Genomic DNA, 26,307 nt, shown 5'->3' on the forward strand with positions numbered 1-26,307 from the left:
TGAGGGGATGAGTTGCCGGGCAGCGGCAGCCCGCTTTGGAGTGGCGCCGGCGACGGCAATCCGCTGGCGAGCGCAGCGTCGCGATACCGGCAGCTTTGCTCCGAAGCCTCAGGGTGGCGACACGCGCTCACGTCGGGTTGAGGAACGGCGGGCGGACATTCTCGCAATCTGGGAAACGCGTAAGGACATCTCGCTTGCAGAGCTGCGCCTGGCGCTGATCGAGGTCGGCTTGCACGTCTCGGTGGCCGGGCTTCACCGCTTCTTCATCGGCAGTGTCAGGAATTCCGTGTATGGGCGGCGGTTGAACATCAGGCCGCCAGGGCTCTTACGAAGCGATCGCCGAAGATGACGGCGAACTGAGCCTTTGCCATAGCCCATTCTCGAGGTGGCATCACCCACTCTTTTTCGGATCGGTTCAGGATCAGATAGAGCAGCTTGGCCGCGGCCTCATCGCTGGGGAAATGGCCGCGCGCGCGGATGGCCCGGCGCAGCTTGGAATTCAAAGCTTCTATGGCGTTCGTTGTATAAATGATCCGACGAACGTCGCCCGGAAAGCCGAAGAAAGGGATGACTTCCTGCCATACCCGGCGCCAGCTCTGGCCGATGGCGGGGTATTTCTGGCCCCATGGACCGGCCTCGAAATCGGCGAGAGCGGCCTCGGCGGCCCTGGCATCAACGGCCCGGTAGATGTCCTTGAGGGCGGTGGCCACCGCCTTGCGGTCCTTGTAGGACACGAAATCCATCGAATTCCGGAGCAGATGGACGATGCAGGTCTGCACGATCGTCTCGGGAAAGACGGCCGTGATCGCCTCCGGGAACCCCTTGAGGCCATCGACCACCGCCAGCAGGATGTCCTCGACGCCGCGGTTCTTCAGCTCGTTCATCACGCGCAGCCAGAATTTGGCGCCTTCGTTCTGCTCGATCCACATCCCGAGTACGACCTTCGTCCCGTCGGCCATAACCCCCAGCGCGATATGGATCGCCTTGTTGCGGACCACGCCCTCGTCGCGGATCTTCACCCGGATGGCATCGAAGAATACCAGCGGATAGACCGGGTCCAGCGGACGCTGCTGCCAGGATGTCACCTCGTCCAGAACCGCATCGGTGATCGTGCTGATCAGCTCCGCCGAGGCATCCATGCCGTAGATCTCGCGCAGATGTTCCGCGATCTCCCGGGTGCTCATCCCCCGCGCATACATCGAGATGATCTTGTCATCGAAGCCTGGAAACCGGCGCTGGCATTTGGCGATCAACTGCGGATCAAAGCTACCCGCACGGTCTCGCGGGATCGCAATCTCGATCTTCCCCGTGCCGGTCGATACCGACTTGCGGCCATAGCCGTTGCGGCTGTTCTCCGCCTCCGCTTCGTCACTCAGATGGTAATCCATCTCCGCGCTCAGGGCCCGCTCCGCCAGAGCCTTCTTCAGCGCGTTCACCAGATCCCCGGAATTCAGCGCTGCCGCCGCGTCTCCCCCAGCCAGAAGCTGGTCCAGCAATTCGTCCGGGATCGCCGGCGCTCTCCGTCGTGCCATATGGGTCTTCCTTTCTACCCGCTATGCCACTCACACACGAAATTCAGCACACTGCCTCTTCATCCGCCGCGGCATGACGCGTAAAAAAAGACAGGCCACGCCATCGAGCAGGATCGCCCCGATATCCTGAAACAGCGCCAGGACTGGTTCGATAGCCAGTTCGATCTGGACCCGGATCGCCTCGTCTTTATCGACGAAACCTGGACCGCCACCAACATGACCCGCAGCCATGGCCGCTGCGCCAGGGGCGAACGTCTGCGGATGGGCTTCCCACACGGTCACCGCAAGACCACCACGTTGGTGGCGGGGCTGCGCATGACCGGGATGGTCGCGCCGATGGTGCTGGACGGCCCCATCAACGGCGACTGGTTCGAGGCATATGTCACCAAAGTTCTCACACCCGAACTGCGGCCCGGCGACGTGGTCATCATGGACAATCTGTCGAGCCACAAGCGTGACGCGGTGCGTGAACGGATCGAAGCGGCCGGCGCAACCCTGCGCTTCCTCCCGCCCTATAGTCCCGACTTCAATCCGATCGAGAAGGCGTTCGCGCGCCTCAAGGCCATCCTCAGAAAGATCGGAGAGCGAACCGTCTCCGGCCTATGGGACCTGATCGGCAGGCTCGTCGACAGCTTCCAGCACCGCGAATGCGCCAACTACTTCAGCTCATGCGGATATGACCCGGAATGATCGGAATACGCTCTAATGCCGACGCCGTCGCAACGGGGGTTGTTAGTGTTTGAATCGCGCCGAGAACCCCGGAGGGAGGCATCCAACTCTTGAGCCGGATGGAGCAATGGAAAAGCGGAAGACATCGGTGCGTTATTCGCCCGGGATTCCGAGATTAATCAGCCCGCCGATTCCGACTTTTATTCGCCCAGGCGGGCTGGGTTTGACAAGTCGGCTTGAGGTCTATGCTAGCTCATTCAGGTTTTCTCCCTTTAGCTGATCGGGTAGCGCCCACGTTATACGAGCGCGTTAGCTAACGTTTCAACGACGCGCGCAACATCCGCGCTCGAGAGGGTGGGGTAGCTCGGCAGGCTGATCCCGTGCGCGGCTATCGCCTCGGAGACAGGAAAATGCTCCGAATTCGAATACATTGGCATCTGGTGCGCGCAATAAAAGACCGGGCGTGTATCCACGCCGTTCTCCTGCATGCGGCCCATCACCTTAGTACGGTCCGTCCCTTCAGGCAGCAACAGGCTGACGAGCCAGTCGGAGCTGACCACATTGGCGGAAAGCTTCTGGAAGGATACAATATTGCCCAAACGCTCGGCGCACAGGCGCCGGTAGAGGTCGCCGATCGCGCGCTTACGCGCGAGGATCGTCGGCAAGCGTTCGATCTGCGCCAGACCTATGGCCGCGCATATATTCGTCATACGGTAATTGAAGCCGAGTTCCACATGCCAATAGCGCTGGGTTGGTGACTGACCTTGGCCCTTGACGGTCTTGAGACGCCGGGCCAACGCCTCGTCTTTACACACAACCATCCCTCCCTCGCCGGTGGTGACGGTCTTATTGCCGAAGAAAGAAAACGTGCCGACATCGCCAAACAAGCCGACGTGCTTGCCATCATAGGTCGAGCCCAGCGCCTCGGCGCAATCCTCGATCAGATGGAGGCCGCGCGATTTCGCCAGTGCCGACAAAGCCGGCATGTCGCAGACGGCGCCGTAAAGATGTACGGCCATGATTGCCTTGGTGCGCGGCGTGATCTTGGCCTCGACATCGTCTATATCGATTAGCCAGTCGCTCGATCGGCACTCGACAAACACTGGCTTTGCGCCAGTTTGGGCGATCGTGTTGACGGAGGCAATGTATGTAAAGGTAGGAACAATGACCTCGTCCCCCGGACCGATATCAAGACAATGGATAGCTAGATGCAGTGCCACGGTGCCATTGGACACACACCAAGCATAAGGGGCACCGGTAATCTCACGAAAACCACCCTCGAACCGGTCGATAAAGTCACCGATCGACGAAATCCACGTCGTATCGAGGCACTGGTTAACATAGAGCTTCTCGTTGCCGGACAGATCTGGACGGTAAACGGGAAGAAAATCGACGTTCATGACGGCAATACCCTCACTTGGTTCATTCTGACATCGTCGGCATTAGGGGCCGTCCGGCACAACCTAGAAAACTTCTTGGAAGACCAGTCTCGCTATCATCAAAATTCATACCTAAGCTAGTTAGACGGCGCGCCATACCCCTGCCAGCCTCTAGCCCCGGGCGGCAGGCTATAGCAGCCTCAAGCAGCGGTATCAGACCTCCAACATAGCTCGCGGCCGAATAGCGCACGCGGGCCCAGGCTGCCGCCCCTGCGGCTGCAGCTTCGGCGGCTTGCGGATCGCGAGCAATCTCCGCCATCACGGCCGCGAGCGGCGCCGGCGCCTCGCCGGCTTCGATTTTGTGCACCAGCCCGTCTGGAATCTCGGCATAGGAGCCGACATCGTTCACCACGATGGGGCGCGCTGCATAGAGCGCCGTAATAATGGAGGCAGAGTGGCCTTCCGTCATGGGATGGCGCAGGCAGCACACGAGGTGTGCTTGGGCTAGTGACGCGCACAAATGTGCATCATCGACCCAGCCGGTGAACTCCGGTGCCGCCAGGCCCAAATCCGCCGCGAGCGCTGCTAGCCGGGTCCGGTAGCCCTCGTCAATTGCCCCGACGAAATGCATCCGCCCGTGCGTACGCAGCTTCGGATCGACGGCAAGCGCACGCAGGATACGTTCGGGCTGCTTGTTGGGATTGATCATACCGAAGCACGTGACAATGAAGGCCCCCGAGCCGTCTGGCGCTGGCGGAACGGCTCCGACATCGGGATAGCAGAGCGGCATCTGGACCGTCGGGCCGGGGCAAGTAGCGACCACATCATCGACATAATGCGAGCCGTGCACGACGCAGCCTGAGGCCAAAGCCGCAAAAAAAGAAAGATCCTGTTTGGGCAGCGTACATTTTTCAGGTAAAGTGAGCCCAGGCGGCGGCCAACGATTCAATAGAGCGTCAAGTTTGGGGTGAATCTGGCGTGCTCCTCCGAGAAACCCGTCCAGATTGGCGTCGTGGAACACCGCAACGGCCGGCGTCGCAGCCGCCAAGTCTAGAGCGCCGGCATGGAAAGGAAAGTAATCGCCGTAATTGATCACACAGACATCGTAATCGTGCCGCAGCCGCGCGAAATCGAACGTATACGGCACGTGGACCGGCAGATTATGGTCAAGAATGTCATGATCAAGGGCCGTTTTGTCCTCGAGGCGCAAGATCTCGACAGTATGGCCGTCCGCAACGAGCGCGCGCGTGACCATACGGCTATAGCGTGCAATTGCGGATTTCACATTATACGGTGTTCCCCACAGGATCCGCATCGGCCCATTCCTTACGTGAGAAGTTTCTCGATGGTGTGTGGCCATGTGATGCCGAGTCCATTCCATTCTTTGTGACCGGCCTGCCCGAGCTTGGCGGCGCGGGCCGGATCGTCCATCAACTTGGCGATCGCCTCCGCCAGTGCCCTGGGCGTTGGGGCGCCGACGGTGCCGGTATGGTCATCGTGCACGATTTGGAGCAGGCCGCCGGAATCCGTTGTCGTCACCACCGGCTTGGACGCCTGGAAGGCTTCCATCGTCACATAGCCGACTGAATCCTCATCGAAAGGAACATAGGCGACTGCGCGCGCCCGGCCGACATAATCGGCCAGTTCACGGCGAGAGAGGAAACGCAAGTCGAGCTTGACCCGGTCCTGCAGACCCGCCGCCGCGACACGGCGAACAAGTTCTTGGGCATCGGCGGGTGAGTCGGGCGGTCCGGCCACGATCATGCGGATCGAGGGCGGCAGATAAGCGAGTGCATCGACCAGAAGCGTCTGCCGTTTGCCGGCGTTTACTCTGCCGGCGGCGAGTAGATAGCCCTCATCGCCCTGATTCACGAAAATTTCTGGATCGTTCAGCGGAGGCATCAAAACTTCAGAGTCAAAACCATTGTAATCTAGCAATCTTTTGCCAGTGACACGCGAATTCGTGTAGATCCGCGTAGCTGCCGCGAAGGTCTGCGTATCCGCGGCGCTGATAGCGGCGCGGATTTTCGATCCTTCAGGCGTATTCGGGATATTGGATTGGCCGGCATCCCATAGATCGTAAGCCTGGCGATATTGATGCAGTAGCCAGAAGACCTTGTCCCGGTGGGGGATTAGATAGGCCGGAAATTTCAGCGGGATTACCCGGTCCGCCTGGTCGAGACGAAAGGAAAAATTCATCACCATCTGTTCGATTAGACGCTCGGGTGGGTTCCAGGCGAAGGGAATGCGCAACAGCTCGGCCTGAGCACCGCTGGCAAGCAGGTTGCGAACCAGATGGTCCGCCAGTTCCTCCGCCCCGCCCCATGTGAAGGGGCTGGCATTGTTGAGAACAATGACCTTCATGGCGCGTCTCCCGGCAGTGGCGCGGTGAGCGCGGCGACGACGCTGGGCCAATTGATACCCAATTCGGCGACGCGGGCGCGCGCCGCTTCGCCAAGCCGGCGGGCGAGTGCACGATCGGCATAAAGCGTGTCGAATGCATGCGCGAGCGCCTCAGCCGTGGGTGGAACGATCATTCCGTTGGCCCCATCGATCACGAATTCCGACACACCGCCGGAATCTGTCGTCGTTATCGTTGCCTTGCTGGCGTGGGCGGCCTCGATCGTAGGGTAGCCGTAGCTGTCTTCATCGAATGGCGCGTAGACACTGGCGAGGGCACCGGCGAGGCGCTCGACTTTTTCGGCCTCGGAGATCCAGCGCGCCTCGATCGTTACCCGATCTGCTGCCGACCCGGCGGCAGACCGCACGGACGCAAAATAGCTATCATTCTGCGACCGTCCGCACAGGCGCAGGCGCACCGGAGTCCGTGTCAGTGCCATGGCCTCGGCCAGAAGATGTTGGCGCTTATGGCTCTCAAATCGACAGACCGAAACGATTTCCTCGCCATAATCCTGGCAGTGAAAACATTCCGGGGATTCAACGGGCGGGAAAAGAACCTTGGCCTCGACGCCGCTGAAGCGCTTCAGCCGATCGGCGACGACATGGGAATTGGCGAAGGTGAGCCGGGCCTCTGCCAAGGCGGCTTCATCCATGCGCATGACCGCATCGCGCAAGGCGCGTGTCGAGGGCGTGTCACTAATGGGCGAATAGGGTGTGCCCCAAAGATCGTAGAAGATGCGAAAATGATGGATAAACCAGACGATCTTCTTTGTATGCGGAATGAGATGGGCGGGCGGGCGGAAACAGACGATCCGGTCGCAAGAACTCTCAAGATCCATGAGCCGATAGGCCCACATCTGTTCGAGCGGATTTGATTCATCATAAAAGGGTAGCCAGATCGTCTCAACCTGATGGCCGGCGGCCTGCAGCGGCTCGACGAGCCAGTTGACGATGTTGCGATAGCCCCCGTTCACGAAGGGCTCAACCGAGGAGACGAGAGCGATTTTCATAGGATTGCCTCGGAATCGACGCCGGGGAGCGGACGGGCGGGGGCACCAACAACGACGATGTTGGCCATAATCTCGCCGACGACGACCGCGCCCGCGCCCACGATCGCGCCCGCACCGATGCGCGAGAGCGGCCGCGCACAAGCGCCGAGGCCGAAAAACACCTCCTCGCCGAGCGTGCAGCACCCGCCCAAGGCTGAGCGGGGTGCGACATGGACGCCATCACCCAGCACGCAATCATGCTCGACGATCGCACCAGTATTGACGATCACATACTCGCCGATGCGCGCAGCGGCATTGACAACGGCAAGCGGCATTATCACGGTCCCCTCTCCGATCGATGCACTTGGCGAGACGACAGCGCTGGGATGGACGAGCGTGGCGAGCCGAAATCCCTCGGCGCGCAGTCGCTCGCCGATTTTACGGCGCAGCCGGTTGTCTCCGAGCGCGACAAACGCCAGGGTAAGTCCCTGCGCCCGCAATGCAGCGGCAGTTGCATCGTCACCCAGACGCCGGACCTCGCCTATGGGCGGCGCAGCCGGATCAGGGTCGAGAAAGCCGACGACCGAAAACCCGGCCGCATGCGCTATGTCGAGCACAACCTTGGCGTGGCCGCCTCCGCCCACGAGCAAAAGTGTGCTCACGCGGCACCGGGCAGAAGCGGGGCAAGCCGGGCGCGGCCCTCGGGGCGGTGCAACACCAGATTGATCCACACCAACTCCTCCAGCCCTTCAGCGCGCAGCGGTGCCAACGTTCCGGCAGCCTCGTCGATTTCGAGAATGTCGAGGCCCATGTTGTGCACGCTCGCAATCCAGCTCTCGAGCGTGCCGCCCACGCGACGGATGATTGAGGGACTAAACTCGCTAAGAATGACGATCTGCGGATTATCGGAGATGATGCGAGCCATGCCGGCGAGCGCCTGCAGCTCGGCGCCCTCGACATCAATTTTGACGACACTCACCGTTGCACCCGGCGCGATCAGTGCGTCGAGCGGGGCGAGGCGCACCTTGATTGCGGCGAGCCCTTCCTCCTCTGCGAACAAGGAATTATGACCCGACGTATGAGCGAGAAACAGTTCAGTTTCACTTTCCATCGCGCCGGCGGCAAACGGATGGATGGTAACACAATTGGCAATCTGATTCAGTGCAGTCATCAGGCGCAGCGCGGTAACAAGATCAGGTGCTGGCTCGACCGCGTGGACACGCCCTGCCGGCCCTACTCGCCGCGCCCCTGCCAAGGTGAATAGACCGACATTGGCGCCAAGATCGATGAAGACATCGCCGGGCGCGAGCAACTTATCGAGCACGGCACGCGAACCTTGTTCGGGCAAAGTGCCATTGGAAAGATAGCCTACATTGGCGAGATCTGCCGTGGGCAGGACAAGGAAACCATAACAGTTGCGCGAGGCCAGCATTCCCTCGCGGATCGGGAAAATGGATCTTTGGAGCAGCAGGTCAACATGGGCGCGCAGCGCAGCGATCTCGCTCTGAAGGCGAGCGATGCTATCTGATTGTTCGACAGTGGCGCGCAGCGCAGCGATCTCGCTCTGAAGGCGAGCGATGCTATCTGATTGTTCGACAGTGGCGCGCAGCGCAGCGATCTCGCTCTGAAGGCGAGCGATGCTATCTGATTGTTCGACAGTGGCGCGCAGCGCAGCGATCTCGCTCTGAAGGCGAGCGACGCTATCTGACTGTTCGACAGTGGCGCGCAGCGCAGCGATCTCGCTCTGAAGGCTGACGACGCTGCCCGCTCTATTCACTGCGGTGCTAATGCGTGCTTCTACTCGGTACAGCACCGGCCGCAGATAGGGTTTGGCAGCCAACGCGGCGCGGTACAGCAGTCTTGCGGCACGTGAGCGTTCCACACCCACAGGCGCTTCAGGATGGGAGATGGCGGTCAATTCGGCCGCAGATTCATCGTCCCCTTTCAAAGTATCAGCGAGTGCAGCTGCAACCTGTCCTGACAGGACAGCGGAGCCGCGCCCTGTACGCAGCAGCGGTGTCATCACTCCGTGATCCACTTCATTGTATGGTTCATATCATTTTAGAGAAAATTGTAAAATTTCCTAGAGCCGGGCCGTTTGGGCTTGTCCCCGGAGTTACTCGGCCCTGATTGGCCCCCGATGAGTGGTCCAAGGTCGAATTTGGTGCATTTTCACCTCCGCCGCCACGGCCGCCCTCCGGTTCAGCTTCGCTCCACCGACGGCCAGCCATGGCGGTGGAGACAACAATGCACTAACTTCCAACACGGACCACTCATTGGGGGCCGGTCAAGGATCGACCCTTCGCCGCCGTCCCGTCAGTGAGCGACCACGGGGTTCTGGCCGGGGCAAAAATTCCATTTGTCCTGCTCACGGGAGTCACACCGACAACACCGTTGATATGACGAGTCGCCCAAAATTTGTGGGTGAATTTGAGTTTCACGCAATCAAAGTCAGATATAACATATTGTTTTATTTATATTTCATGCCAATTGCAGCGGACACCCCATCCGCCATATACGCCATGTTACAAACTGAAATTTCTTAATTTTCATCCTTTCACCGCCGAGTTGCGCCAGATGGTGGTCACGCTGCAAGCCGCCCGGAAGTCTCGGCGCTCCGCCATCGAAGGCAGAACCACCCGGCGCCCCGGCTAGGCAAGGCCGCAGCGGCACCTGAGCCGGAAAAAATGCACTCGGACCGCACCCGAGTGGAAAATGCCTCACCAGGCCGACCATGCCGAGGAAGGAGTTCCTCTCACAGACCTCTTGCAGCAGCCTGTTAGATCGACGCACCGGGGCTCTCCGAACGAAAATGAGTTTGATTAAAGGCTAGACGTGGCGCTATGCCCCAACATATAATATTGAAATCCTAACAAAAATATACATCCACAACCGTGCACCTGCGCAATCTCAGCCACGCGCAACCCGCCGATGATCTCTTCCGGCTTGTGATTTCGCGCCATTCCAATTCTCCTCCTCCCTCGGGCCAAAATCTGAAACAAGCCCGGACCACTCAGAAGGCGGCAGGTCACGAATTGGCCGTTCACCGCGCTGTGATGCGAATATGACAATCGTGAGTCGCTTTGCTGAAGCTTTGATGAAAACAGGTCCCGAACACTGTTGGTTACATTGTGTTTAAGGAACCCGTCTGGTTACTCCCCGCCCAACATCGAGCGTGCCCGCCGGCAATCAGTCCGGCGAGAACGCGATTCGATGACTGATCGAATGGAAAAGGGATCTCAACAGTGCGGCTTTCCTCCGGCGTTCGTCATACTGATCGAGTCATGCAGCTTTCGCTCATGGCGCTTCTGCTGTCCACCAGTTGTCTCATTCCCGCCGCGGCATACGCGCAAACAGTGAGCGCCGGCGAGGTGAGCGCGTCCAGCGCGCTGTCGCTGCCCGGCGTCACGACCGCGCCGAGCCAGAAGAAGGTCTTCAAGTCTGGCAATACGACCCGCGTCCTGAACCGCAAGCTCCTCGAAGCCGCCGGCCCCGTCGCGGGCGCCGCGCAGATGCTGTCCTATGCCCCCGGCGTGCAGATCACCGGCTACGGCAACACCGGCGCGTCCAAATATACCGTGACGCTGAATGGCGTGCAGCAGGGCTGGGGCGGCTTCGGCGGCTTCACTGGCGACGGCGCCATCGGCGTGACGCTGGACGGTGTTCCGGTCGTCGATCCGGGCAGCGATCTCTGGCAGTCGAACATGATTCCGCAGAGCGGAATGATCCAGAGCGTGACAACCACTTATGGCCCCGGCAACGCCGCCGACCGCTGGTACAACAACCTCGCCGGAACCATCGAGTTCACCCCGGTGCAGCCGACGGCCAAGCCCGGCGGCGACATCAACCTGACCTATGGCAGCTACGGTCAGAAGAACATCGAGTTCGACCTGCGCACCGGCAACTATCACGGCTGGTCCACGGTCATTGCCGGCGGCGCCGGCGACGGCAACAGCTTCCGCAAGTCGCCGGACGGCTTCCAGAGCCCGTCCAACGACTATTCGATCTACCTCAAGACCGTGAAGAACTTCAGCGCCGGCAATTTCGCCTTCGGCGGTTACTTCGCGCGCAGCGCCGGCTATCGCGTGCCGGTCATCCCGACCTCCCCGATCCCGGGCGTCACGATCAGCGGAAACGCGGGCGCGCCGCTCTACAGCCAGCAGACATCAGGCTTCTACAGCGCGCCTCCTTACAACTACTACGAAAAATTCGATACCGACGCGCTGTGGATGGTCTTCGCGCGCGAGAACATCGAACTTGATGATTCGACCACGCTGCACAACCTGACCTATTACGAGAACTTCACGCGCACGCATTCGCGCCTGTATGATTTCGGCAGCGTTGGCCCGCAGCGCTATGAATATAACAACCCGTACACGAACGTCATCGGCGACAAGCTGTGGCTGACCGAAAAACTGCCGTTCAATACCTTGAATTTCGGCGGCTACTACATCCATACGCTCTATAACAGCCGGAACAATTTCTATAACACGGTGTTGGGCGGCAACAAGGGCGTGGTCAATGCCGGCGGCAAGATCCGGTCATCCTACTTCAATGTCGATAATTTCGCGATGTTCCTCCAGGATGACATTCATCCGGTCAGGGCGCTGCACATCATCCCCGGCATCCGCTTCGTCAGCTTCCAGACCACCTATTCCGACTCGGCGCTGCAGGATTTCGCGTTCGCCCCGGGTGTCGGCCTTTCGACGCATTGCGTGCTGGATGGCAGCACCGCGACCAGCGGAACCACGCAGGCGACCGATCAGGGTTCATCCTGCGGATCGCATGTAAGCCGCAACGGCGTGGAGCCGTCCATCTCGGCGAACCTGCAGGTCATGCCGTGGATGGCGCTGTACGGTTCGTATGGCGAGGCGTTGCGCACCCCCAGCGTTGGCGGCGGCGGCGGCCTGTTCCAGAAGATCAACCCGACGACCGGCTATCAGCTCGAGCTCGGCCAGTACTACGACATCGGCGCGAAATTCCATGTCGAGAATGGGCGGTTCCTGCATCACTTCGTCGCCGGGGTCGACTATTTCCACCTGCGCTATGCCAAGCAGTCGCTCAGCACGCAGCTCGCCAACGGCAACGCCCTGTTCGCCTCCGGATCGTCGATCTACCAGGGCGTGAACATGTTCGCCGACGACAATCCGCTTTATAATCTCTACGTCTTCGGCAACGCCTCGTTCATCGATGCGAAATACCAGACCTACATCACCGGCGGCACCTCCTATGGTGGGCGGCATGTGCCGTACGTGCCCTCGGTCAACTTCAATATCGGCGCCTATTACGACATCCCGATCGGATCGATGCTGCTCGAACCGCGCATGTGGTATCAGTACACGGGCAGCCAGTACATGTTCAACAACAACACCGGCGCGCCGAGCAACCGGAAAATGCCCGGCTATGGCACGCTGAACATGTCCGCCAAGCTCACTGTCCCGGTGACCCTGCCTTACGTGGGCCACAAGAGCATGGATGTGTCGCTGACGGCATTGAACATCACGAACAATCAATACAATGCCTACGAATACATCGGCACGGGCGGCTACTTCAACTATTCCGGAACCGTCCCGGCCTCCGGCTTCACCTATGCCTATCCCGGCGCGCCGTTCACCATCTACGGCAGTGTCGGCTTCCACTTCTGAGGTTGCGGCGCGGGTCCATGTGCCCGCGCCGGTATCCCGCCGTTAGACAAGTCGAGGCAACGCGTTTGCCGCGGGTTTCCTTTCTCCCTGCCGCGTCGTCGGCGATCGGCCGCCTGATGGCCGATCGCCGCGACGCCAGACTTCGTATCGCTACTGCTCGATCGGACATCCATGAACACTCTTCGCGGCGCTGGTGATGGCATGAATCCCCTGCCTGAAGGTCGCCTGTCATTTCCTATCGCGCTCGTTGCGGCGCTGATCGTGGAAGTCGTTCTCGTCGTTCTGGTTGCCAGCATGCCGCCAAATCCCGTGCCGGCGGCGCGCCATCCGCAGGTGACGCGGATCAGGATGCTGGCCCCCCCGCCGAAGCCGAAACCCGTCCCGCCGAAGCCGCTGCCCCCGCCGCCGAAGCCCGTGCAACCGCCCAAGCCGCACGTGCCGCCGCCACCGCCGATCCCGAAGCCGCCCCTGCCAGTTCCGGTCCCGAAGCCGTTGCCGAAGCCCGTGCCCAAGCCGCGTCCGAAGCCCGTGGTGCATCATCGGCCGGCGCCGCGGCCAAAGCCGGTGGCGCACCAGGTGCCGAGGCCCGTGGCGCCGACACCGCCGAAGCCGCAACCGGTTCCCGCCGCCGTCCAGGAGAACGCGCTCGAAGCCTATGCCGGCTCCGTGCATGCCGCCGTGCAGGGCGATCTCAAGGTGCCGGAGATGGTCAAGATGCTGCATCTGTCCGGCGTGACCGAACTCGCGCTCCGCATCGCCCCGAGCGGACAGCTTCTCGGCGTCTCGGTGATCCGGTCTTCCGGCGCGCCGCCGATCGACCGGGCGGCGCTGGCCGCGGTCAGGGCAACCCGGTTTCCGCCCTTCGGCGCGACGATGCCGCATCACCCGATCACCGTGGACATCTCGATCCGTCTGCGCACCAACTGACGGTGCGCGCGAAGAGCCCCGATTTGATGACACTACGATGAAACTTGTCGCCGGCTCTGACATCTTCTTGAGGCGGGCAACCCTGGCGATTGTCCGCCGGCGTCCCGCCAACTAGACGCTCGGTGACGGAATTGAAGAAATTGAAGCGAAGGTCACGGAGATCGTCATGCGACGAGTGATTGCGGCTGGGTTTGGCGTGGCCATCATCATCATTGCGGCGGTGCTGCTCTGGCCGGCACCGGCGCGGGGACTCGTGCTCTACGCCGCGCTCGACTACGCGCCCGCCATCGGCAAGGCCTTCACGAAAAAGACCGGAATCCCCGTCCGCGTCATCCGCCTGTCGACCGGCGCGCTGCTGGCGCGGATCACCGCCGAGGGCCATCATCCGGACTGGGACATCGGCTGGTTCGACGGCGCGACCGCCGCCGTCTCGCTCGATACGGCCGGCCTGCTGGCCCACGGCCTGCGCCCGCCCGTACCGCTGACCGCGACGGGCCGCTCGATGTTGCCGCCCGACGGCGCCTATATCCCCACCGGCTTCACCCTGGCCGGCGTTTTCGTGATGAACAACGCATCCACCCTGAAGCCGCCGAAAACCTGGAACGATCTCACCGCGCCGCTCTATCACGGCGTCGTCGGCATGAACGACCCCGCGATTTCCGGGCCGACCTACCCCGCGCTCGCCGGCATGCTCAAGCAGGCGGGCGGCTGGCCGCAGGGCAAGGGCTTCGTCGCCGCGCTCAAGGCCAACGGGCTGCAGGTCTTCGCCAAGAACGATGCGACGCTGGCCGCCCTTCGGAACGGCACGATCAAGCTCGCGATCGTCCAGTCCTCCGCCGCCGTCAACGTGGCGCGGAATATCGACCATCACCTCACCGTCATCTATCCGCGCCCCGCCTACGTGCTTCCGAACGTCATCGTCCTGCCGAAGGGATTGCACGGCCGCGCGCTGCGCGAGGCGAAGGCCTTCATCGCCTTCGTCGAAAGCCCCGCCGGCCAGGCCATCCGCAAGCGCGAGGGCGAGGGCGACAGCTATTACTGGCCGGTCACCGCGCTTCCCGCGCCCCGCCACGCCCTGCCGCCGCTGACGACGCTCGATCTCGCAACGCTCGATGCGGCGCGCTGGGGCGCGCGCGAGAAGACCGTGCTGGCCTGGTTCGCCCACGCGATCGATGGGGCCGGCTCTTGATCCCGCAGTGCGGAACCGGCTGCCGATGAGAGTTGGCGCCGCCGGCCTTCGGGCCGCGATCATGGCAGGGCTGATCGCGACCTTCTTCGTCTACCCGCTGCTCCGCCTGCTGGTCATGCCGTTCCTCTCCGGTCACGGCGCGGCGGGCGACTGGCCGGCCTTCGCCGTCTCCCTGCTGCTCTCGGTCGGCACGGCGATCGTCGCGGCACCGCTCGGCGCGCTCTTCGCCCTCTTCACCACGACGGCGGCGGGCCCGGTCGCCCGCGCCGCCACGCTGACGCTCTGGGGCCTGTTCCTGACGCCGAGCTACATGCTGACGACCGGCTGGATGATCATCTTCAGCGGCCATGCCCTGCGCGCCACGCTTGCCGGGCAGGCCTTCTTCGGCGTCGGCGGCCTGCTGATGCTCTATGTCGTCAAGGCCCTGCCGTTTTCCGCCCTGGTCGCGCGGGCGACCCTCGCCGCCGCCGATTCGGCTCCGGCCGAGGCCGCCGCCATCCACGGCGTTCCCTTCATCCCGCGCGTGCGGATCGGCCTGCGCCTGCTCGCGCCGGCCATGGCGGTCGGCTTCGCCATCGCGGTGATCGAGACGATGCAGGAATTCGGCATCCCGGCGACGCTGGGCGTCACCAGCCACGTGCCGATCCTGACCTACGCGATCTACCAGCACCTCGCCGAAACCCTCACCGATTTCGCCGGCGCCTCGATCCTGTGCTGGCGCCTGATCGCCGTCGCGGCGGTGTTCGGCGGCCTCGCCATGGCCTGCCGCCGGCAGGGCGCGGCGATCCAGCATGGGCGGATGCGCCCGCCCGCGCGCCAGCGCCCCGCCCGGCGGCGCGAACTGGCCTTCGCCGCGCTCACCTGCCTGTTCGCCCTGGTCGGCATCGTCATTCCGGTCGCGGCGTTGTTCGTGCGCGCGCTCCAGCCGCTGACCGCGTCGATGCCGCATCCCGGCGCGGTGCTGCGCTCGCTCGGCTTCGGCATGGTCGGCGCGACGATGTCGCTCGGCGTCGCCGTGCTGACCCTGCGCCTGCGCGCCGCCGGCGCCCGCCGGATGACGGCGGTGCTCGATGTCGCCCTGGTCGCCAACATGGCGGTGCCCGGCCTCGTGCTCGCCGCGAGCTACATCGTCGCCTTCAACAATGATCTCCTCCCGCTCTACGGCACCCGGCTCCTGCTGCTGATCGGGTATACCGCGGGCATGGCCCCGCTCGCCCTGCGCATGATGCAGGGCGCGCTGGACGATCTCGATCCCAATCTCGTGGCGGCGGCGCGGCTGCACGGCCTGCCGCGCCTGACGCGGCTGGTGGATATCGAGGGCATGCTGCTGATCCGTCCCTTCACCTACGCCTATCTGCTGGTCGCCGCCGCGATCATGTTCGAACTGCCGGTCTCCGAACTGCTCTATCCGCCGGGCGCCACGCCGCTCGGCGTCGCCATCGTCACCCTCGACCAGATGAGCGACTACGCCGCCTCGGCGCGGCTCGCCCTGTTCGGCCTCGGCGCGATGGCCGGGCTCGCCCTTCTGCTCGCCGCCGGTGTCGCCCTGCTCGCCGCGCCGCGGCGCCTGCGCCCGGCATGAGCGCCGCACTCGCCATCGACGGCGTCGCCGTGCAGCGCGGCGGCCGCCTGGTCGTCGAGGAGGCGTCTCTGGGCCTGGCCCACGGCGAATGCGTCGTGCTGGCCGGCGAGTCCGGATCGGGCAAGACCAGCCTGCTGCGGGTTATCGGCGGGCTCGACCGCCCGGCCCGCGGCACCATCCGCATCGGCGGCGCCGTGGTCGACGATGCCGCCGCCACCTTCATCCGCCCCGAATCGCGCGGCCTCGGCATGGTGTTCCAGGATTTCGCGCTGTGGCCGCATCTGTCGGTGCTGGAAAACGTGGCGGTGGTGATCCGCGACCGCGCCGGGCGGGATCGCAAGGCGCTGGCCCTTCTCGACCGGTTCGGCGTCGCGTCCTGCGCCGGCCGCCTGCCGGCCACCCTGTCCGGCGGGCAGCAGCAGCGCGTCGGCCTCGCCCGCGCCCTGGCCGCTGCACCTCGCCTGCTGATGCTCGACGAACCGTTCTCCAGCCTCGATGTCGAGACGAGGGAAACCCTGCGCACCGAACTGCGCGCGCTGATCGTCGAATCCGGGCTGAGCGCGCTCTGCATCTCGCACGACCCGGCCGATATCGCGCGCCTCGCCGACCGCGTCGCCGTCCTCGAGGACCGCCGCCTGACCGCCTGCACCACGCCGGACGCCATGTTCGCCCGGCCCGCAACCCCCTACGCGGCGCGCCTCGCCGGGCTGTGCGGGGGCGTGAGGGTGCCGGCGCGCGGGGAGGGGAGTGATGCCGCCATCGCCCTCGGCGGCGCGCAGCTCGCCATCCCCGGCGGCGCCGCCCGCCTCGCCGGTGCCGCGCAGGCGCTGCTGTTCTGGCCGCGCGGCGCGCTGTCCCTCGCCGCCGAGGGCGTGCCGGCCACCTGCATCGGCGCGCATTTCGAGGCCGGGCACTGGCAGGCGCTGCTGCGGCTCGACGGACTCGCCGCGCCGGTTCCGGTTCAGTGCGCGGCCCCGCCGCCGCGCGGCGCCGTCGCCCTGCGTGTCGCGGCCGACCGGCTGCACCTGTTTCCGTTCAGCGGATAGTCACGACCCGTCCTCCGCGCCGGCGGGGCGGATTGCGATGCGCGTGCCGTCGCGGATCCGCTCACCCGGATAGAGCACCACGCGCTGCCCCGGCGCGAGCCCCGCGCGGATCTCGGCCTCAAGCCCGCCGCGCGCGCCGACCGTCACCGCCCGCCGCCGCGCCACGCCACGGTCATCGACGTACACCGCCCAGCCATCCCCCATCCGCACCAGCGCGCCGAGCGGCACCCGCAGCACATCGCCCTGGAACGTGATCACGTGCACATCGACCCGATACCCGTCGCCGAGCGCCTGCCAGCGCGCGGGCGGATCGGTGAGGTCGAGCACGACATCGACGCGCTGCTCCTCGATCCCCAGCGCCGAGACCTTCATCCGCCCGACCGGATCGATCCGGCGGATCACCGCGTGCAGGTCCGACCCACCCCAGCCGGTGACGATCGCCGCCTCGCCCTGGCGCATCCTCACCGCATCCTCCGAGAGCGGATCGATGACGATCTCGAGCTGGTGCGGATCGCCGATATCGAGCAGCGCCGCCCCCGCCGCGACGATGCCGGCGCTGCGCCGGATCACCCGCAGCACCACGCCGCTGACCGGCGCCGTCACCCGCACCACCTCGCCGGCCGGCGCCGCGCGGCGCGCGGCGTCGCGGGGCAGCAGGCGCGCGCGGGCGGCGGCGAGTTCCTGGTCGCGCAGTTCGAGCGCCGCCCGCGCCGCGGCGAGGCCGGCCTCCGCCGCGCGGAAGGCCCGCTCGGCATCGTCCGCCTCGCGCTGCGAAATCGCCCGCCGCGGCAGCAGCCGCCGGGCGCGGTCGCGCTCGGTGCGGGCGAAGACCAGCGTCGTCTCCGCCCGGTCCCGCTCGGCCGCCGCCTGCGCCTTCGCCGCCAGCGCCGCGCCCACCGCGGCCTCCCGCTCCGCCATCGTGCGGGTATCGAGCATCGAGGGCGGCGCCGGCACGATCCGCGCCAGCACCGTCCGTCCCGCGGTCACCGGGTCGCCCGGATCGGCGGTGATCCGGTCGAGATCCCCGGTCAGCGGCGCCTGCAGCGTGTAGACGTGGCGCACCCTGGTCTCGCCGTCATCGTCGATGGTCACGCGCAGCATGCCTCTGGCAACGGTGGCGACATCCACCGCCACCGGCCGCGGGCGGAAACTGTAGACGATCCCGGCGCCGACCGCCGCGGCCAGCACGCCCCAGATCACGATCCGCCGGACGAAGGGGCGCATGGGTTCCTACTCCCGCGTCTTCAGCACGGCGATCATGTCCAGCCGGTCGAGGTGCCGCCGCAGCCAGGCGGCGACAATCGCCGCCGTCGCGATCATGATCAGCGCCGCGGTGCCGTAGGTCGACGGGTAGATCACCGGCGGCACCCGGAACAGCTCGGTCTCGAACGCCTTGCCGAAATACCAGGCGAGCAGCGTCCCCGCCCCGCAGCCGAGCGGAATGGCGATCCAGACCAGCAGCTCGATCTCGCCGAGCAGGATATAGGCCACCTCGGCGCGGCTGAAGCCGAGCACCCGCAGCGTCGCCAGTTCGCGCTCGCGCTCCGACAGCGCGATGCGGATCGCGTTGACGATCACCCCGACCGACAGCGCCGAGGCGAACCCGATGAAGAAACCAAGGAAGATGTCGATGGTCTCGCCCATCGTCCGGTGGAACGTGTCGATCGCCGCCCGGCGGAACTGGATCGCGGCAATCCCCGGCAGGGTCCGCAGCCGGGCGAGAAACGCCGCGCGCCGTGGTTCATCGAGCGTGACATGAACGCCGGACAGCACGCTGCCATCGCCCATCCGCCGGTTGAGCGCGGCAAGGTTCATGTAGGCCGGCTTGCCGATATAGGTGTCGAACAGCCGGACGACCGGAACCATCAGCACCGCGCGCCGCCCTTCGAGCAACTGCACGCGGACCGGATCGCCGATGCCGGCATGCAGCAGCCCCGCCAGCTGGCGCGACAGCACCAGCCCGTCCGCCGGCATGTCGATCGGCCCCCGCGCCACGTCGTGCACCGGGGCGAGGCGCGCGCCGGCCGGCACGCCGATCACCGGTTCGCGCTGTTCGGCCCGGCCGCGCGCGAGCCGCGCCGGCACGATGCGGAACGGCTCCGCCGCCAGCACGCCCGGCAGATGCCGGATATCGTCGAGAACGCCGCGCGGCCGCAGGTCGTTGAAGGTGATCGTCGCGTCCTGCCGCTGGCCGCGCTCGTAATGCGTCTCGACCAGCGCGTTCACCGCATCGACCCATTGCAGCGCGAGGATCAGCACGCCGACCGAGAGCGCGAGGCCGGCGCTCGCCAGGAAGGCGCGCAGCGGCCAGCGCAGCAGGCGGCGGACGATCATCCGGCTCGGCCCGTCGAGGAACCGCCCCAGCGCCGCCGGGCCGAGGCGAGACCGCCGATAGACCGCCGGCGGCGCCGGCTGCATCGCGATCGCCGGCGGCAGCCGCGCGGCGCGGCCCACCGCCCCCATGCCGCCGGCGAGCGAGGTGGCCAGGCTCACCGCGGCGGCGATCGCGAAACTCCGTGGCCCCGGCTGGTAGAGCAGGAACGGAAAGCGGAAGAACTCGCGATAGAGCCTGGTGTTCCAGTTGCCGAGCGCGGCGCCGAGCACCGCGCCCAGCACGATGCCGCCGGCGGCGATGGCGAGCACCAGCTTCGCGTAATGCCAGAAGATCGCCCCGCCGCCATAGCCGAACGCCTTGAGCAGGCCGATCTCCCGCCGCTCGGTCGCGACCAGCCGCGCCATCACCATGTTGGTGAGGAAGGCGGCGACGCCGAGAAAGATCGCCGGCATCAGCCGCGACATGTTCTTCTGCTGCGCGATCTCGTTGCTCAGGAACCAGTTCGAGACCTGTTCGGCGCGGTCATAGGCGCCGGTGCCGCCATAACGGGCGAGCAGCGCGTCGAGCCGGGCGATCACCGGCTGCGGGCGCTGGCCGGGAGAGAGCGCGAGCGAGACATCGTCGAACGCGCCCTTCAGGCCGAAGGCGGCGGCAAGCTCGTCGCGCCCCATCCAGATCACGCCGAACCGCCGGTCATCCGGCATCAGCCCGCCGGGCGGAATCGCATAGACGAATTCCGGGCTGAGCGCGGTGCCGACGATGCGCAGCGCCACGCGCCGGCCGCGCAGCACCGCGCCGATCGTATCGCCCGGCCGCAGGTGATGCGCCTCGGCGAAGGGTTCGCCGACCACCGCCTCGCGCAGCCGGCCAGGCGCCGGCAGCCGGCCCGCGCGCAGGACCAGCGCGTTGAGCCGCTGCGGGCCGGATTTCGGCAGCGAGACCAGAGTCGCCACCACCGGCTCGCGATACCCCGCGACATCCAGCAGACCGGACTCGACGATTCGCGTCTCCACCACCCGCACGCCCGGAATCGCGGCGATCCGCGCCTCCAGCGAGTCCGGCGCGCGCTTCAGCCGGGCGAACACATCGGCGAAGCGCGCGCGCTCGTAATAGGCGCTGGTCGTCGCCTCCAGCGATTCGGTCGTGGTCAGCGCCATCACCATCAGCGCGACGCCGGAGGCGATCACCAGCGCGATCGCCAGCGCCTGCAGGCGCAGCCGCCACAGATCGCGCAGCAGCTTGCGGTCGAGGCTCGACACCGAGCGCTACCACACCAGCCCGGCCGGGCTGTGCCGGACCGGGTTGACCCGCGTGCCGACGATCCGCCCGTCGGCAAAGCTCAGCACGCGGTCGGCGATGTCGGCGATCACCGCGTTATGGGTGATGAGCGCCGTGGTGGTGCCGAGTTCGCCGTTCACCTTCAGGATCGCCTCGAGCACCAGAATGCCGGTGCGGCTGTCGAGCGCGCCGGTCGGCTCGTCGCAGAACAGCAGGTCCGGCGACTTGGCGATGGCGCGGGCGATGGCCACCCGCTGCTGTTCGCCGCCGGAGAGCTGGGCGGGGAAATGATCGAGCCGGTCGCCGAGGCCGACCAGCTCCAGCGCCGCCTCCGGCGCCATCGGCGCCTCGGCGATCTCGGTCACCAGCGCGACATTCTCCCGCGCGGTGAGGCTGGCGATGAGGTTGTAGAACTGGAAGACGAAGCCGACATGCCGGCGCCGGTAGCGGGTCAGCCCCCGCTCGCCGCCCTGCGCGATCGGCTGGCCGCGGAACAGCACCTCGCCGGCCGAAGGCGTGTCGAGCCCGCCGAGAATGTTCAGCAGCGTGGATTTCCCGCTGCCCGAGGGGCCGAGCAGCACGACCAGCTCGCCCTCGCGGAGCGTGAGGTCGACATCGCGCAGCGCCGGCACCTCGACGGCACCCATCCGGTAGATCTTGGCCAGGCCGCGCGCCACCAGCGCGACCGGCGCCGCCCGCTCCTCGTCCGGCAACGCCACCCCGCCGGCGACAGGTTCCATGCCGCGCCTCCGCACGCATCACCGGCCGGAACCCTAGCCGCCGCGCGCTCCCCCATCATTGACGTCGATCAAGCGGGGGAGGCGGGAGCGCCCCGCTTCGCGCTACGCGCGGCGATGGCGGGTGGCGGGCCAGGAAATGATGTGGCCGTCCGGCACCAGATCCGCGAGCGAATCGATCACCGATATCGCGGTGTCCGGCGCGCAGCAGATCTCGATCATCAGCGGCAGGTCGACATCGAAATGCAGCAGGTCGGCGGCATGGATGATCTTCTGCCCGTTCATCCCCGCGATGCCCCGGAATACCGACACGCCGTCGAGATCGAAATCGTCGCGCAGCCGCGTCAGGATGTCCTCCATCAGGTGGCGCCGCCGCCCGTGATCGGTTTCGCTCAGCGCGATGCGCACCAGCGTGACCTGTTCTTCCATGTCAGACATTCCTTGCGATGTAGACGCCGAGAACGGCGCCGATGAACCCGAGCACGACCGACAGCAGCACGTAAAGCGCCGACTTCACGATCTCCCCGTTCTCCACCAGCATGAGCGTTTCGAGCTCGAAGGTCGAGAATGTCGTGTAGCCGCCGAGAAAGCCGGTGAGCACGCCGGTGCGGATCGCCGGATCGATGGCGACGCGCTCGGCGGTGAGCACGAAGAGAAAGCCGATCAGGAACGAGCCGAGCACGTTGATGCTGAGCACGGCGACGGGAAAGCCGCGCCCGAACAGGTTCTGCATGAAGATGGTCTGGCCGTAGCGCGCCCAGCAGCCGAGCGAGCCGAAAAAGGCGATGGCCGCAAGTGTCTTGATCATGAAACGCCTTCTTGTTGTGGCGGAAATGTCGGGAATGTCGAGGGGATGGCGGCGGGGCAGGGCGGAAGCCTGCCGGCCATGGCCGGATCGGAAATGTCGAAAACGCGCGCGCCTGTCCCTCCGCGGTTGACGGATCGAAACAGGAGTCATCAGCCCCGCGGGCGGTTCACGGCGAACCCCATCGCCGGCGCGGCCGGACCGCACGGGACGTGTTTGCGATGCCGGGTCCGGGCTGTCAATCCGCCCCGAACCACCTAGCCGATGCCGACGAGCCAGGCGGTGCCGAGCGCGATCGTGAGAACCGTGATGGGCAGGCCGAACTTCAGATAGTCGCCGAAGCCGATCCGCACGCCGGCGGCGCGCGCCCGCTCGGCGACGATGAGATTCGCCACCGATCCCGGCAGCGTCAGGTTGCCCGCGAGGGTGGATGCCATGGCGACGATGAGCCACGCCTGCCGCGGGTCGGCGAGATGGGCGATGAAGGGGCGCAGCACCAGCACCGCCGGCACGTTGCTGACCAGGTTCGACAGGATCGCGGTGAGCGGCACCAGCACCGCCGGCCGGCCCGGATGCAGGGCTGCGACGCGCCCGATCACCGCCGCGCCGATCACCTCGCGCTGCAACGCGGCAACGACGACGAACAGCCCCGCGAACATCAGCAGCAGCGACCAGTCGACGCCGGCGAGCAGGCGCTGGCTCTTCACCCCCGGCGTCAGCATGATCAGCGCGGCGGCCACCAGCGCCGCCTCCGCCGGGCGCATGCCGCCGAGGCAGGCGATGACGAACAGCACCAGCAGCACGACCGACTTGCCGATGAGCCCGCCATGCGGCCGGCGCCGCGCGGCGGATGCCGCCGGCGCCGTCAGCGCCTCGAAGCCCGCGCGATGCAGCAGCCGGATGACGAGGAAGACGATCGGCAGCCCGAGCAGCGCGACCGGCACCAGCGCGCCGGCGAACGCGGCATAGCCGATGCCGGAGAGGCTGCCGATGATCATGTTCTGCGGGTTGCCGGTGATCGTCGCCACCGACCCGACATTCGAGGCGGTCGCCAGCGCGACGAGATAGGGCAGGGGCTGTTTCCGCCCCGCCCGGCAGGCTTCGAGCACCAGCGGCGTGAGCACGACGCAGACCGTGTCGTTGACCAGCACCGCCGAGAGCAGCCCGGCCATCGCGACGGTGAGCGCCAGCAGCGCATCGGTGCCGGAGGCGCGCGAGAGCACCGCCCCGGTGATCCGCTCGAAGAACCCGGCCCGGCGCAGCGCCGCGGCGAGGATCATCATGCCGAGCAGCAGCGCGATCGTGTCGAAATCGATCGCGGCGACCGCCTGCCGGAGCGTCAGCGCCCCGCTCGCGACCATCAGCACCGCGCCGACGAAGGCGATCCCCGCGCGGTCGAGCCGGAAGAAGGGCAACCGGCCCAGCGCCACCCCGGCGTAGGTCAGCGCGAAGATGACCACCGTCGCGGCCGGCTGCCATGATCCGAAGAGGTCGCCGTGCATGGCGCGGACCTTGCGCTCAGCGGCCGCGGCGGAGAAGGTACGCCGCCTGCCGGCCGCGTCGCTGCCCCGGCCGTGCCCGCCCGTATCGAATCCTGCATCTCATGGCGGAAGGATAGGCGAGGCGGCCGGGTTTTGCACGCGGCCCCGTGGCCGGCCGGCGTCACTCGTAGCGCAGCGCCTCGATCGGATCGAGCCGCGCCGCCTTCCGCGCCGGGTAGAACCCGAACGCCACGCCCACCGCGACCGAGAACAGGAATCCGCCCGCCACCGCCAGCAGCGAAACCGGCGCCGGCCAGCCCGCGAACAGCGTGATCCCGCCGGACAGCGCGACCCCGAGCACGATCCCGCCGAGCCCGCCGGTGACGCTGAGGAACACCGATTCGGCCAGGAACTGCAGCAGCACATGCAGCCGCCGCGCCCCGATCGCCATCCGCAGCCCGATCTCGCGGGTCCGCTCCGTCACCGACACGAGCAGGATGTTCATGATCCCGATGCCGCCCACCAGCAGCGAGATCGACGCGACGATGGCCAGCAGCAGCGACATGATCCGGCTCGACCCCTGCGCCGCCGCGGCGATCTGGCTGAGATTGCGCACCGAGAAATCCTTGAGCCCGTTCGGCTGGATGCGGTGGCGCACCGACAGCGTGCCGCTGATCTGCTCCATCGCCTCCGCCACCGCGTCCGGCGAGACCGCCTGGGCGAACAGCTGGTTCACGTACCCGGTCAGCCGCAGTTGCAGGCCGTAGGGGTTGGGCCAGGCTGGATAGGCCCAGTTCAGCGGCGCATCCTGCCGGCTGGGCGTCGCGGTGCCGAGCACCCGCTGCTCGGCGGTGCTGAAGGGCAGCATCACGATATCGTCCTGGTCGGTGCCGAACGCCGTCTGCCCCTTGCCCGCCAGCACGCCGATCACCCGGATCGGCGTGCCCTTCACCAGGATCGTCGCCCCCACCGGGTCCTCGCCGGGGGCGAAGAGCTGCTGGCGCACGGTCTGGCCGATCAGCCCGACCAGCGCGCCGTTCCTCTCGTCCTGCGCGCCGATCGGCCGCCCCTCGGCGACGCGCCAGTTGGTCATCGCCGGATAGTCGATGCTGACGCCGGCGATCGCCGTGGTCCAGTTCTGGCTCGCATAGCGCACCTGTCCGGCGGCGCGGATGAGATAGCCGATCCGGCTCACCGCCGGGTCTTCCCGCAGGATCGCCCGCGCGTCGTCCACCGTGATGGTCGAGGCGCTGCCGAACCCCGCCCGCGCGCCGCCGGCCGTCGTCGCCCCGGGCAGCACCACGAGCAGGTTGGTCCCGAGGCTCTCGATCTGCTTGCGGATCGCCTGGTTCGCGCCCTGGCCCACCGCGACCATGGTGATCAGCGCGGCGACGCCGATGAACACGCCGAGCATGGTCAGCGCCGAGCGCAGCCGGTTGCGCGCCAGCGCCTGCACCGCGGCGCCGACGATCATGGCGCCGAACGCCCAGGCGATGCCGGCGCGCCGCCGCGCCGGCGCGGCATCCGGCGTTTCATTGGGCGCGGCGTCTGGCGCGGCCTCTGCCACCGCCGGCGCCGCTTCTCCCCGCGCCTTTTCCCGCCGCTCGTCGCCGACGATCCGCCCATCGCGCATCGTCAGCACCCGATCGGCATAGGCGGCGATGTCCGGCTCGTGGGTGACGACGAGGATCGTCGTGCCCCGCTCGCGGTTGAGCGCCGCCAGCGTTTCCATGATCTCGTGCGACGTCCTCGTGTCGAGATTGCCGGTGGGTTCGTCGGCCAGCAGCAGGCGCGGCGCGTTGATCAGCGCGCGGGCGATGGCGACGCGCTGCTGCTGCCCGCCCGAAAGCTGCGAGGGCGTGTTGCCCTCCCTTCCGGCCAGCCCCATCTGCCCGAGCGCCCGCAGCGCGCGGGCGGTGCGCGAGCCGCCCTTCACCGGCCCGTCCGAGGCGTAGAACAGCGGCAGCGCCACGTTGTCGAGCGCGCTGGTCCGCGCCAGCAGGTTGAAGCTCTGGAACACGAAGCCGATGCGCGCGCTGCGCACCCGCGCCAGCTCCGGCTCCTCCAGCCGGGCGACGTCGACGGATTCGAACCGGTATTCGCCCCGGCTCGGCCGGTCGAGGCAGCCGAGAATCGCCATCAGCGTCGACTTGCCCGACCCCGACGAACCCATGATGGCGACGAACTCGCCCGGCCCGATCACGAGATCGACCTCGCGCAGCGCCTGCACCTCGACATCGCCGCTCCGGTAGGTCCGCGAAACGCCGCGCAGCTCGATGACCGCCCCTGGCACCGCCCCCGGCATCGCCCGCG

General features: G+C 66.1%; 20 protein-coding genes, 1 pseudogene and 1 riboswitch. Of the genes and pseudogenes, 7 read left to right on the forward strand and 14 right to left on the reverse strand.

All coding sequences use genetic code 11. The features are described from left to right. The first annotated feature begins 7 nt into the window (after window positions 1-7). Complete coding sequence (locus ACRY_RS20565; protein ID WP_407921941.1) at window positions 8-349, forward strand: hypothetical protein; 342 nt, start codon at window positions 8-10, stop codon at window positions 347-349. Here the strand turns inward: ACRY_RS20565 and ACRY_RS03895 are convergent. After that, window positions 309-1,532 (reverse strand): IS256 family transposase, encoded by a 1,224-nt coding sequence (locus ACRY_RS03895; RefSeq protein WP_011941416.1) that lies wholly within the window; start codon window positions 1,530-1,532, stop codon window positions 309-311. The two genes, ACRY_RS20565 and ACRY_RS03895, sit on opposite strands and share 41 nt — an antisense overlap. Before the next feature lie 84 nt (window positions 1,533-1,616). On the opposite strand from ACRY_RS03895, the pseudogene ACRY_RS03905 reads away from it, so the two are divergent. Then, window positions 1,617-2,222 (forward strand): annotated as a pseudogene (locus tag ACRY_RS03905) (IS630 family transposase); the annotation flags it as partial. 275 nt (window positions 2,223-2,497) lie between these two features. Here ACRY_RS03905 and ACRY_RS03910 read toward each other — a convergent pair. From ACRY_RS03910 to ACRY_RS03935, 6 genes are read right to left on the reverse strand one after another with little or no spacing between them, the layout of a single operon-like run. Then, a complete protein-coding gene (locus ACRY_RS03910) occupies window positions 2,498-3,601 on the reverse strand; it encodes a DegT/DnrJ/EryC1/StrS family aminotransferase (protein WP_011941417.1) in 1,104 nt (367 codons plus the stop codon). A 22-nt stretch (window positions 3,602-3,623) separates the two neighbouring features. Beyond that, window positions 3,624-4,895, reverse strand: a complete 1,272-nt coding sequence (locus ACRY_RS03915; protein ID WP_011941418.1) for a glycosyltransferase — start codon at window positions 4,893-4,895, stop codon at window positions 3,624-3,626. 11 nt (window positions 4,896-4,906) lie between these two features. After that, window positions 4,907-5,944: a glycosyltransferase family 4 protein gene (locus tag ACRY_RS03920; RefSeq protein ID WP_011941419.1), complete on the reverse strand. Its 1,038-nt coding sequence runs from the start codon at window positions 5,942-5,944 to the stop codon at window positions 4,907-4,909. Beyond that, window positions 5,941-6,990 (reverse strand): glycosyltransferase family 4 protein, encoded by a 1,050-nt coding sequence (locus ACRY_RS03925; protein WP_011941420.1) that lies wholly within the window; start codon window positions 6,988-6,990, stop codon window positions 5,941-5,943. The genes ACRY_RS03920 and ACRY_RS03925 overlap by 4 nt, the downstream gene beginning before the upstream one ends. Further along, complete coding sequence (locus ACRY_RS03930) at window positions 6,987-7,631, reverse strand: acetyltransferase (protein ID WP_011941421.1); 645 nt, start codon at window positions 7,629-7,631, stop codon at window positions 6,987-6,989. The genes ACRY_RS03925 and ACRY_RS03930 overlap by 4 nt, the downstream gene beginning before the upstream one ends. Further along, entirely contained in the window at window positions 7,628-8,992 is a 1,365-nt protein-coding gene (locus tag ACRY_RS03935) for an FkbM family methyltransferase (protein ID WP_011941422.1), read from the reverse strand. Before ACRY_RS03935 ends, ACRY_RS03930 begins: the two co-directional genes overlap by 4 nt. Before the next feature lie 1,261 nt (window positions 8,993-10,253). Here ACRY_RS03935 and ACRY_RS03940 point away from each other — a divergent pair. The 5 genes from ACRY_RS03940 to ACRY_RS03960 all read left to right on the forward strand — a co-directional run bounded on the left by ACRY_RS03940 (window position 10,254) and on the right by ACRY_RS03960 (window position 17,358). Continuing rightward, complete coding sequence (locus tag ACRY_RS03940; protein ID WP_231295330.1) at window positions 10,254-12,614, forward strand: TonB-dependent receptor; 2,361 nt, start codon at window positions 10,254-10,256, stop codon at window positions 12,612-12,614. A gap of 201 nt (window positions 12,615-12,815) precedes the next feature. Continuing rightward, the gene (locus ACRY_RS03945) at window positions 12,816-13,541 is read left to right on the forward strand and encodes an energy transducer TonB (RefSeq protein WP_013639310.1); all 726 of its coding nucleotides are present in this window, start codon (window positions 12,816-12,818) and stop codon (window positions 13,539-13,541) included. Between the two features lie 166 nt (window positions 13,542-13,707). After that, on the forward strand, window positions 13,708-14,730 hold the full coding sequence (locus tag ACRY_RS03950) for an ABC transporter substrate-binding protein (protein ID WP_011941425.1): 1,023 nt from the start codon (window positions 13,708-13,710) through the stop codon (window positions 14,728-14,730). Window positions 14,731-14,755: 25 nt separating this feature from the next. Next, window positions 14,756-16,312, forward strand: a complete 1,557-nt coding sequence (locus ACRY_RS03955; protein ID WP_011941426.1) for an ABC transporter permease — start codon at window positions 14,756-14,758, stop codon at window positions 16,310-16,312. Next, window positions 16,309-17,358 carry an ABC transporter ATP-binding protein gene (locus ACRY_RS03960; RefSeq protein WP_011941427.1) on the forward strand — a complete coding sequence of 350 codons (1,050 nt, stop codon included), beginning with the start codon at window positions 16,309-16,311 and terminating at the stop codon, window positions 17,356-17,358. Before ACRY_RS03955 ends, ACRY_RS03960 begins: the two co-directional genes overlap by 4 nt. On the opposite strand, the gene ACRY_RS03965 is transcribed toward ACRY_RS03960, so the two are convergent. The 7 genes from ACRY_RS03965 to ACRY_RS03995 all read right to left on the reverse strand — a co-directional run bounded on the left by ACRY_RS03965 (window position 17,359) and on the right by ACRY_RS03995 (window position 26,299). Continuing rightward, window positions 17,359-18,582, reverse strand: a complete 1,224-nt coding sequence (locus ACRY_RS03965) for an efflux RND transporter periplasmic adaptor subunit (RefSeq protein WP_011941428.1) — start codon at window positions 18,580-18,582, stop codon at window positions 17,359-17,361. It abuts the gene before it with no gap. A gap of 6 nt (window positions 18,583-18,588) precedes the next feature. Next, complete coding sequence (locus ACRY_RS03970; protein ID WP_011941429.1) at window positions 18,589-20,952, reverse strand: ABC transporter permease; 2,364 nt, start codon at window positions 20,950-20,952, stop codon at window positions 18,589-18,591. Window positions 20,953-20,958: 6 nt separating this feature from the next. After that, window positions 20,959-21,711 (reverse strand): ABC transporter ATP-binding protein, encoded by a 753-nt coding sequence (locus tag ACRY_RS03975; RefSeq protein ID WP_011941430.1) that lies wholly within the window; start codon window positions 21,709-21,711, stop codon window positions 20,959-20,961. 102 nt (window positions 21,712-21,813) lie between these two features. Beyond that, window positions 21,814-22,137, reverse strand: a complete 324-nt coding sequence (locus ACRY_RS03980; RefSeq protein WP_007424138.1) for a DUF190 domain-containing protein — start codon at window positions 22,135-22,137, stop codon at window positions 21,814-21,816. A gap of 1 nt (window position 22,138) precedes the next feature. Continuing rightward, window positions 22,139-22,516, reverse strand: coding sequence for a fluoride efflux transporter CrcB (crcB, locus tag ACRY_RS03985; protein WP_007424139.1), 378 nt, complete (start codon window positions 22,514-22,516; stop codon window positions 22,139-22,141). 133 nt (window positions 22,517-22,649) lie between these two features. Then, a riboswitch (Fluoride riboswitch) is annotated at window positions 22,650-22,711 on the reverse strand. A gap of 59 nt (window positions 22,712-22,770) precedes the next feature. Further along, window positions 22,771-24,015 (reverse strand): anion transporter, encoded by a 1,245-nt coding sequence (locus tag ACRY_RS03990; protein ID WP_011941432.1) that lies wholly within the window; start codon window positions 24,013-24,015, stop codon window positions 22,771-22,773. Between the two features lie 160 nt (window positions 24,016-24,175). Beyond that, window positions 24,176-26,299, reverse strand: coding sequence for an ABC transporter permease (locus tag ACRY_RS03995; RefSeq protein WP_011941433.1), 2,124 nt, complete (start codon window positions 26,297-26,299; stop codon window positions 24,176-24,178). Window positions 26,300-26,307 lie beyond the last annotated feature (8 nt).

Origin of the sequence: Acidiphilium cryptum JF-5 (assembly GCF_000016725.1) — a bacterium.
Lineage (GTDB): Bacteria > Pseudomonadota > Alphaproteobacteria > Acetobacterales > Acetobacteraceae > Acidiphilium > Acidiphilium multivorum.

Coding starts and splice junctions, on each gene's coding strand:
- ACRY_RS20565 (WP_407921941.1), top strand. CDS start 8: ATGAGTTGCCGGGCAGCGGCAGCCCGCTTTGGAGTGGCGCCGGCGACG.
- ACRY_RS03895 (WP_011941416.1), bottom strand. CDS start 1,532: ATGGCACGACGGAGAGCGCCGGCGATCCCGGACGAATTGCTGGACCAG.
- ACRY_RS03910 (WP_011941417.1), bottom strand. CDS start 3,601: ATGAACGTCGATTTTCTTCCCGTTTACCGTCCAGATCTGTCCGGCAAC.
- ACRY_RS03915 (WP_011941418.1), bottom strand. CDS start 4,895: ATGCGGATCCTGTGGGGAACACCGTATAATGTGAAATCCGCAATTGCA.
- ACRY_RS03920 (WP_011941419.1), bottom strand. CDS start 5,944: ATGAAGGTCATTGTTCTCAACAATGCCAGCCCCTTCACATGGGGCGGG.
- ACRY_RS03925 (WP_011941420.1), bottom strand. CDS start 6,990: ATGAAAATCGCTCTCGTCTCCTCGGTTGAGCCCTTCGTGAACGGGGGC.
- ACRY_RS03935 (WP_011941422.1), bottom strand. CDS start 8,992: ATGACACCGCTGCTGCGTACAGGGCGCGGCTCCGCTGTCCTGTCAGGA.
- ACRY_RS03940 (WP_231295330.1), top strand. CDS start 10,254: ATGCAGCTTTCGCTCATGGCGCTTCTGCTGTCCACCAGTTGTCTCATT.
- ACRY_RS03945 (WP_013639310.1), top strand. CDS start 12,816: ATGAATCCCCTGCCTGAAGGTCGCCTGTCATTTCCTATCGCGCTCGTT.
- ACRY_RS03950 (WP_011941425.1), top strand. CDS start 13,708: ATGCGACGAGTGATTGCGGCTGGGTTTGGCGTGGCCATCATCATCATT.
- ACRY_RS03955 (WP_011941426.1), top strand. CDS start 14,756: ATGAGAGTTGGCGCCGCCGGCCTTCGGGCCGCGATCATGGCAGGGCTG.
- ACRY_RS03960 (WP_011941427.1), top strand. CDS start 16,309: ATGAGCGCCGCACTCGCCATCGACGGCGTCGCCGTGCAGCGCGGCGGC.
- ACRY_RS03965 (WP_011941428.1), bottom strand. CDS start 18,582: ATGCGCCCCTTCGTCCGGCGGATCGTGATCTGGGGCGTGCTGGCCGCG.
- ACRY_RS03975 (WP_011941430.1), bottom strand. CDS start 21,711: ATGGAACCTGTCGCCGGCGGGGTGGCGTTGCCGGACGAGGAGCGGGCG.
- ACRY_RS03980 (WP_007424138.1), bottom strand. CDS start 22,137: ATGGAAGAACAGGTCACGCTGGTGCGCATCGCGCTGAGCGAAACCGAT.
- crcB (WP_007424139.1), bottom strand. CDS start 22,516: ATGATCAAGACACTTGCGGCCATCGCCTTTTTCGGCTCGCTCGGCTGC.
- ACRY_RS03990 (WP_011941432.1), bottom strand. CDS start 24,015: ATGCACGGCGACCTCTTCGGATCATGGCAGCCGGCCGCGACGGTGGTC.
- ACRY_RS03995 (WP_011941433.1), bottom strand. CDS start 26,299: ATGCCGGGGGCGGTGCCAGGGGCGGTCATCGAGCTGCGCGGCGTTTCG.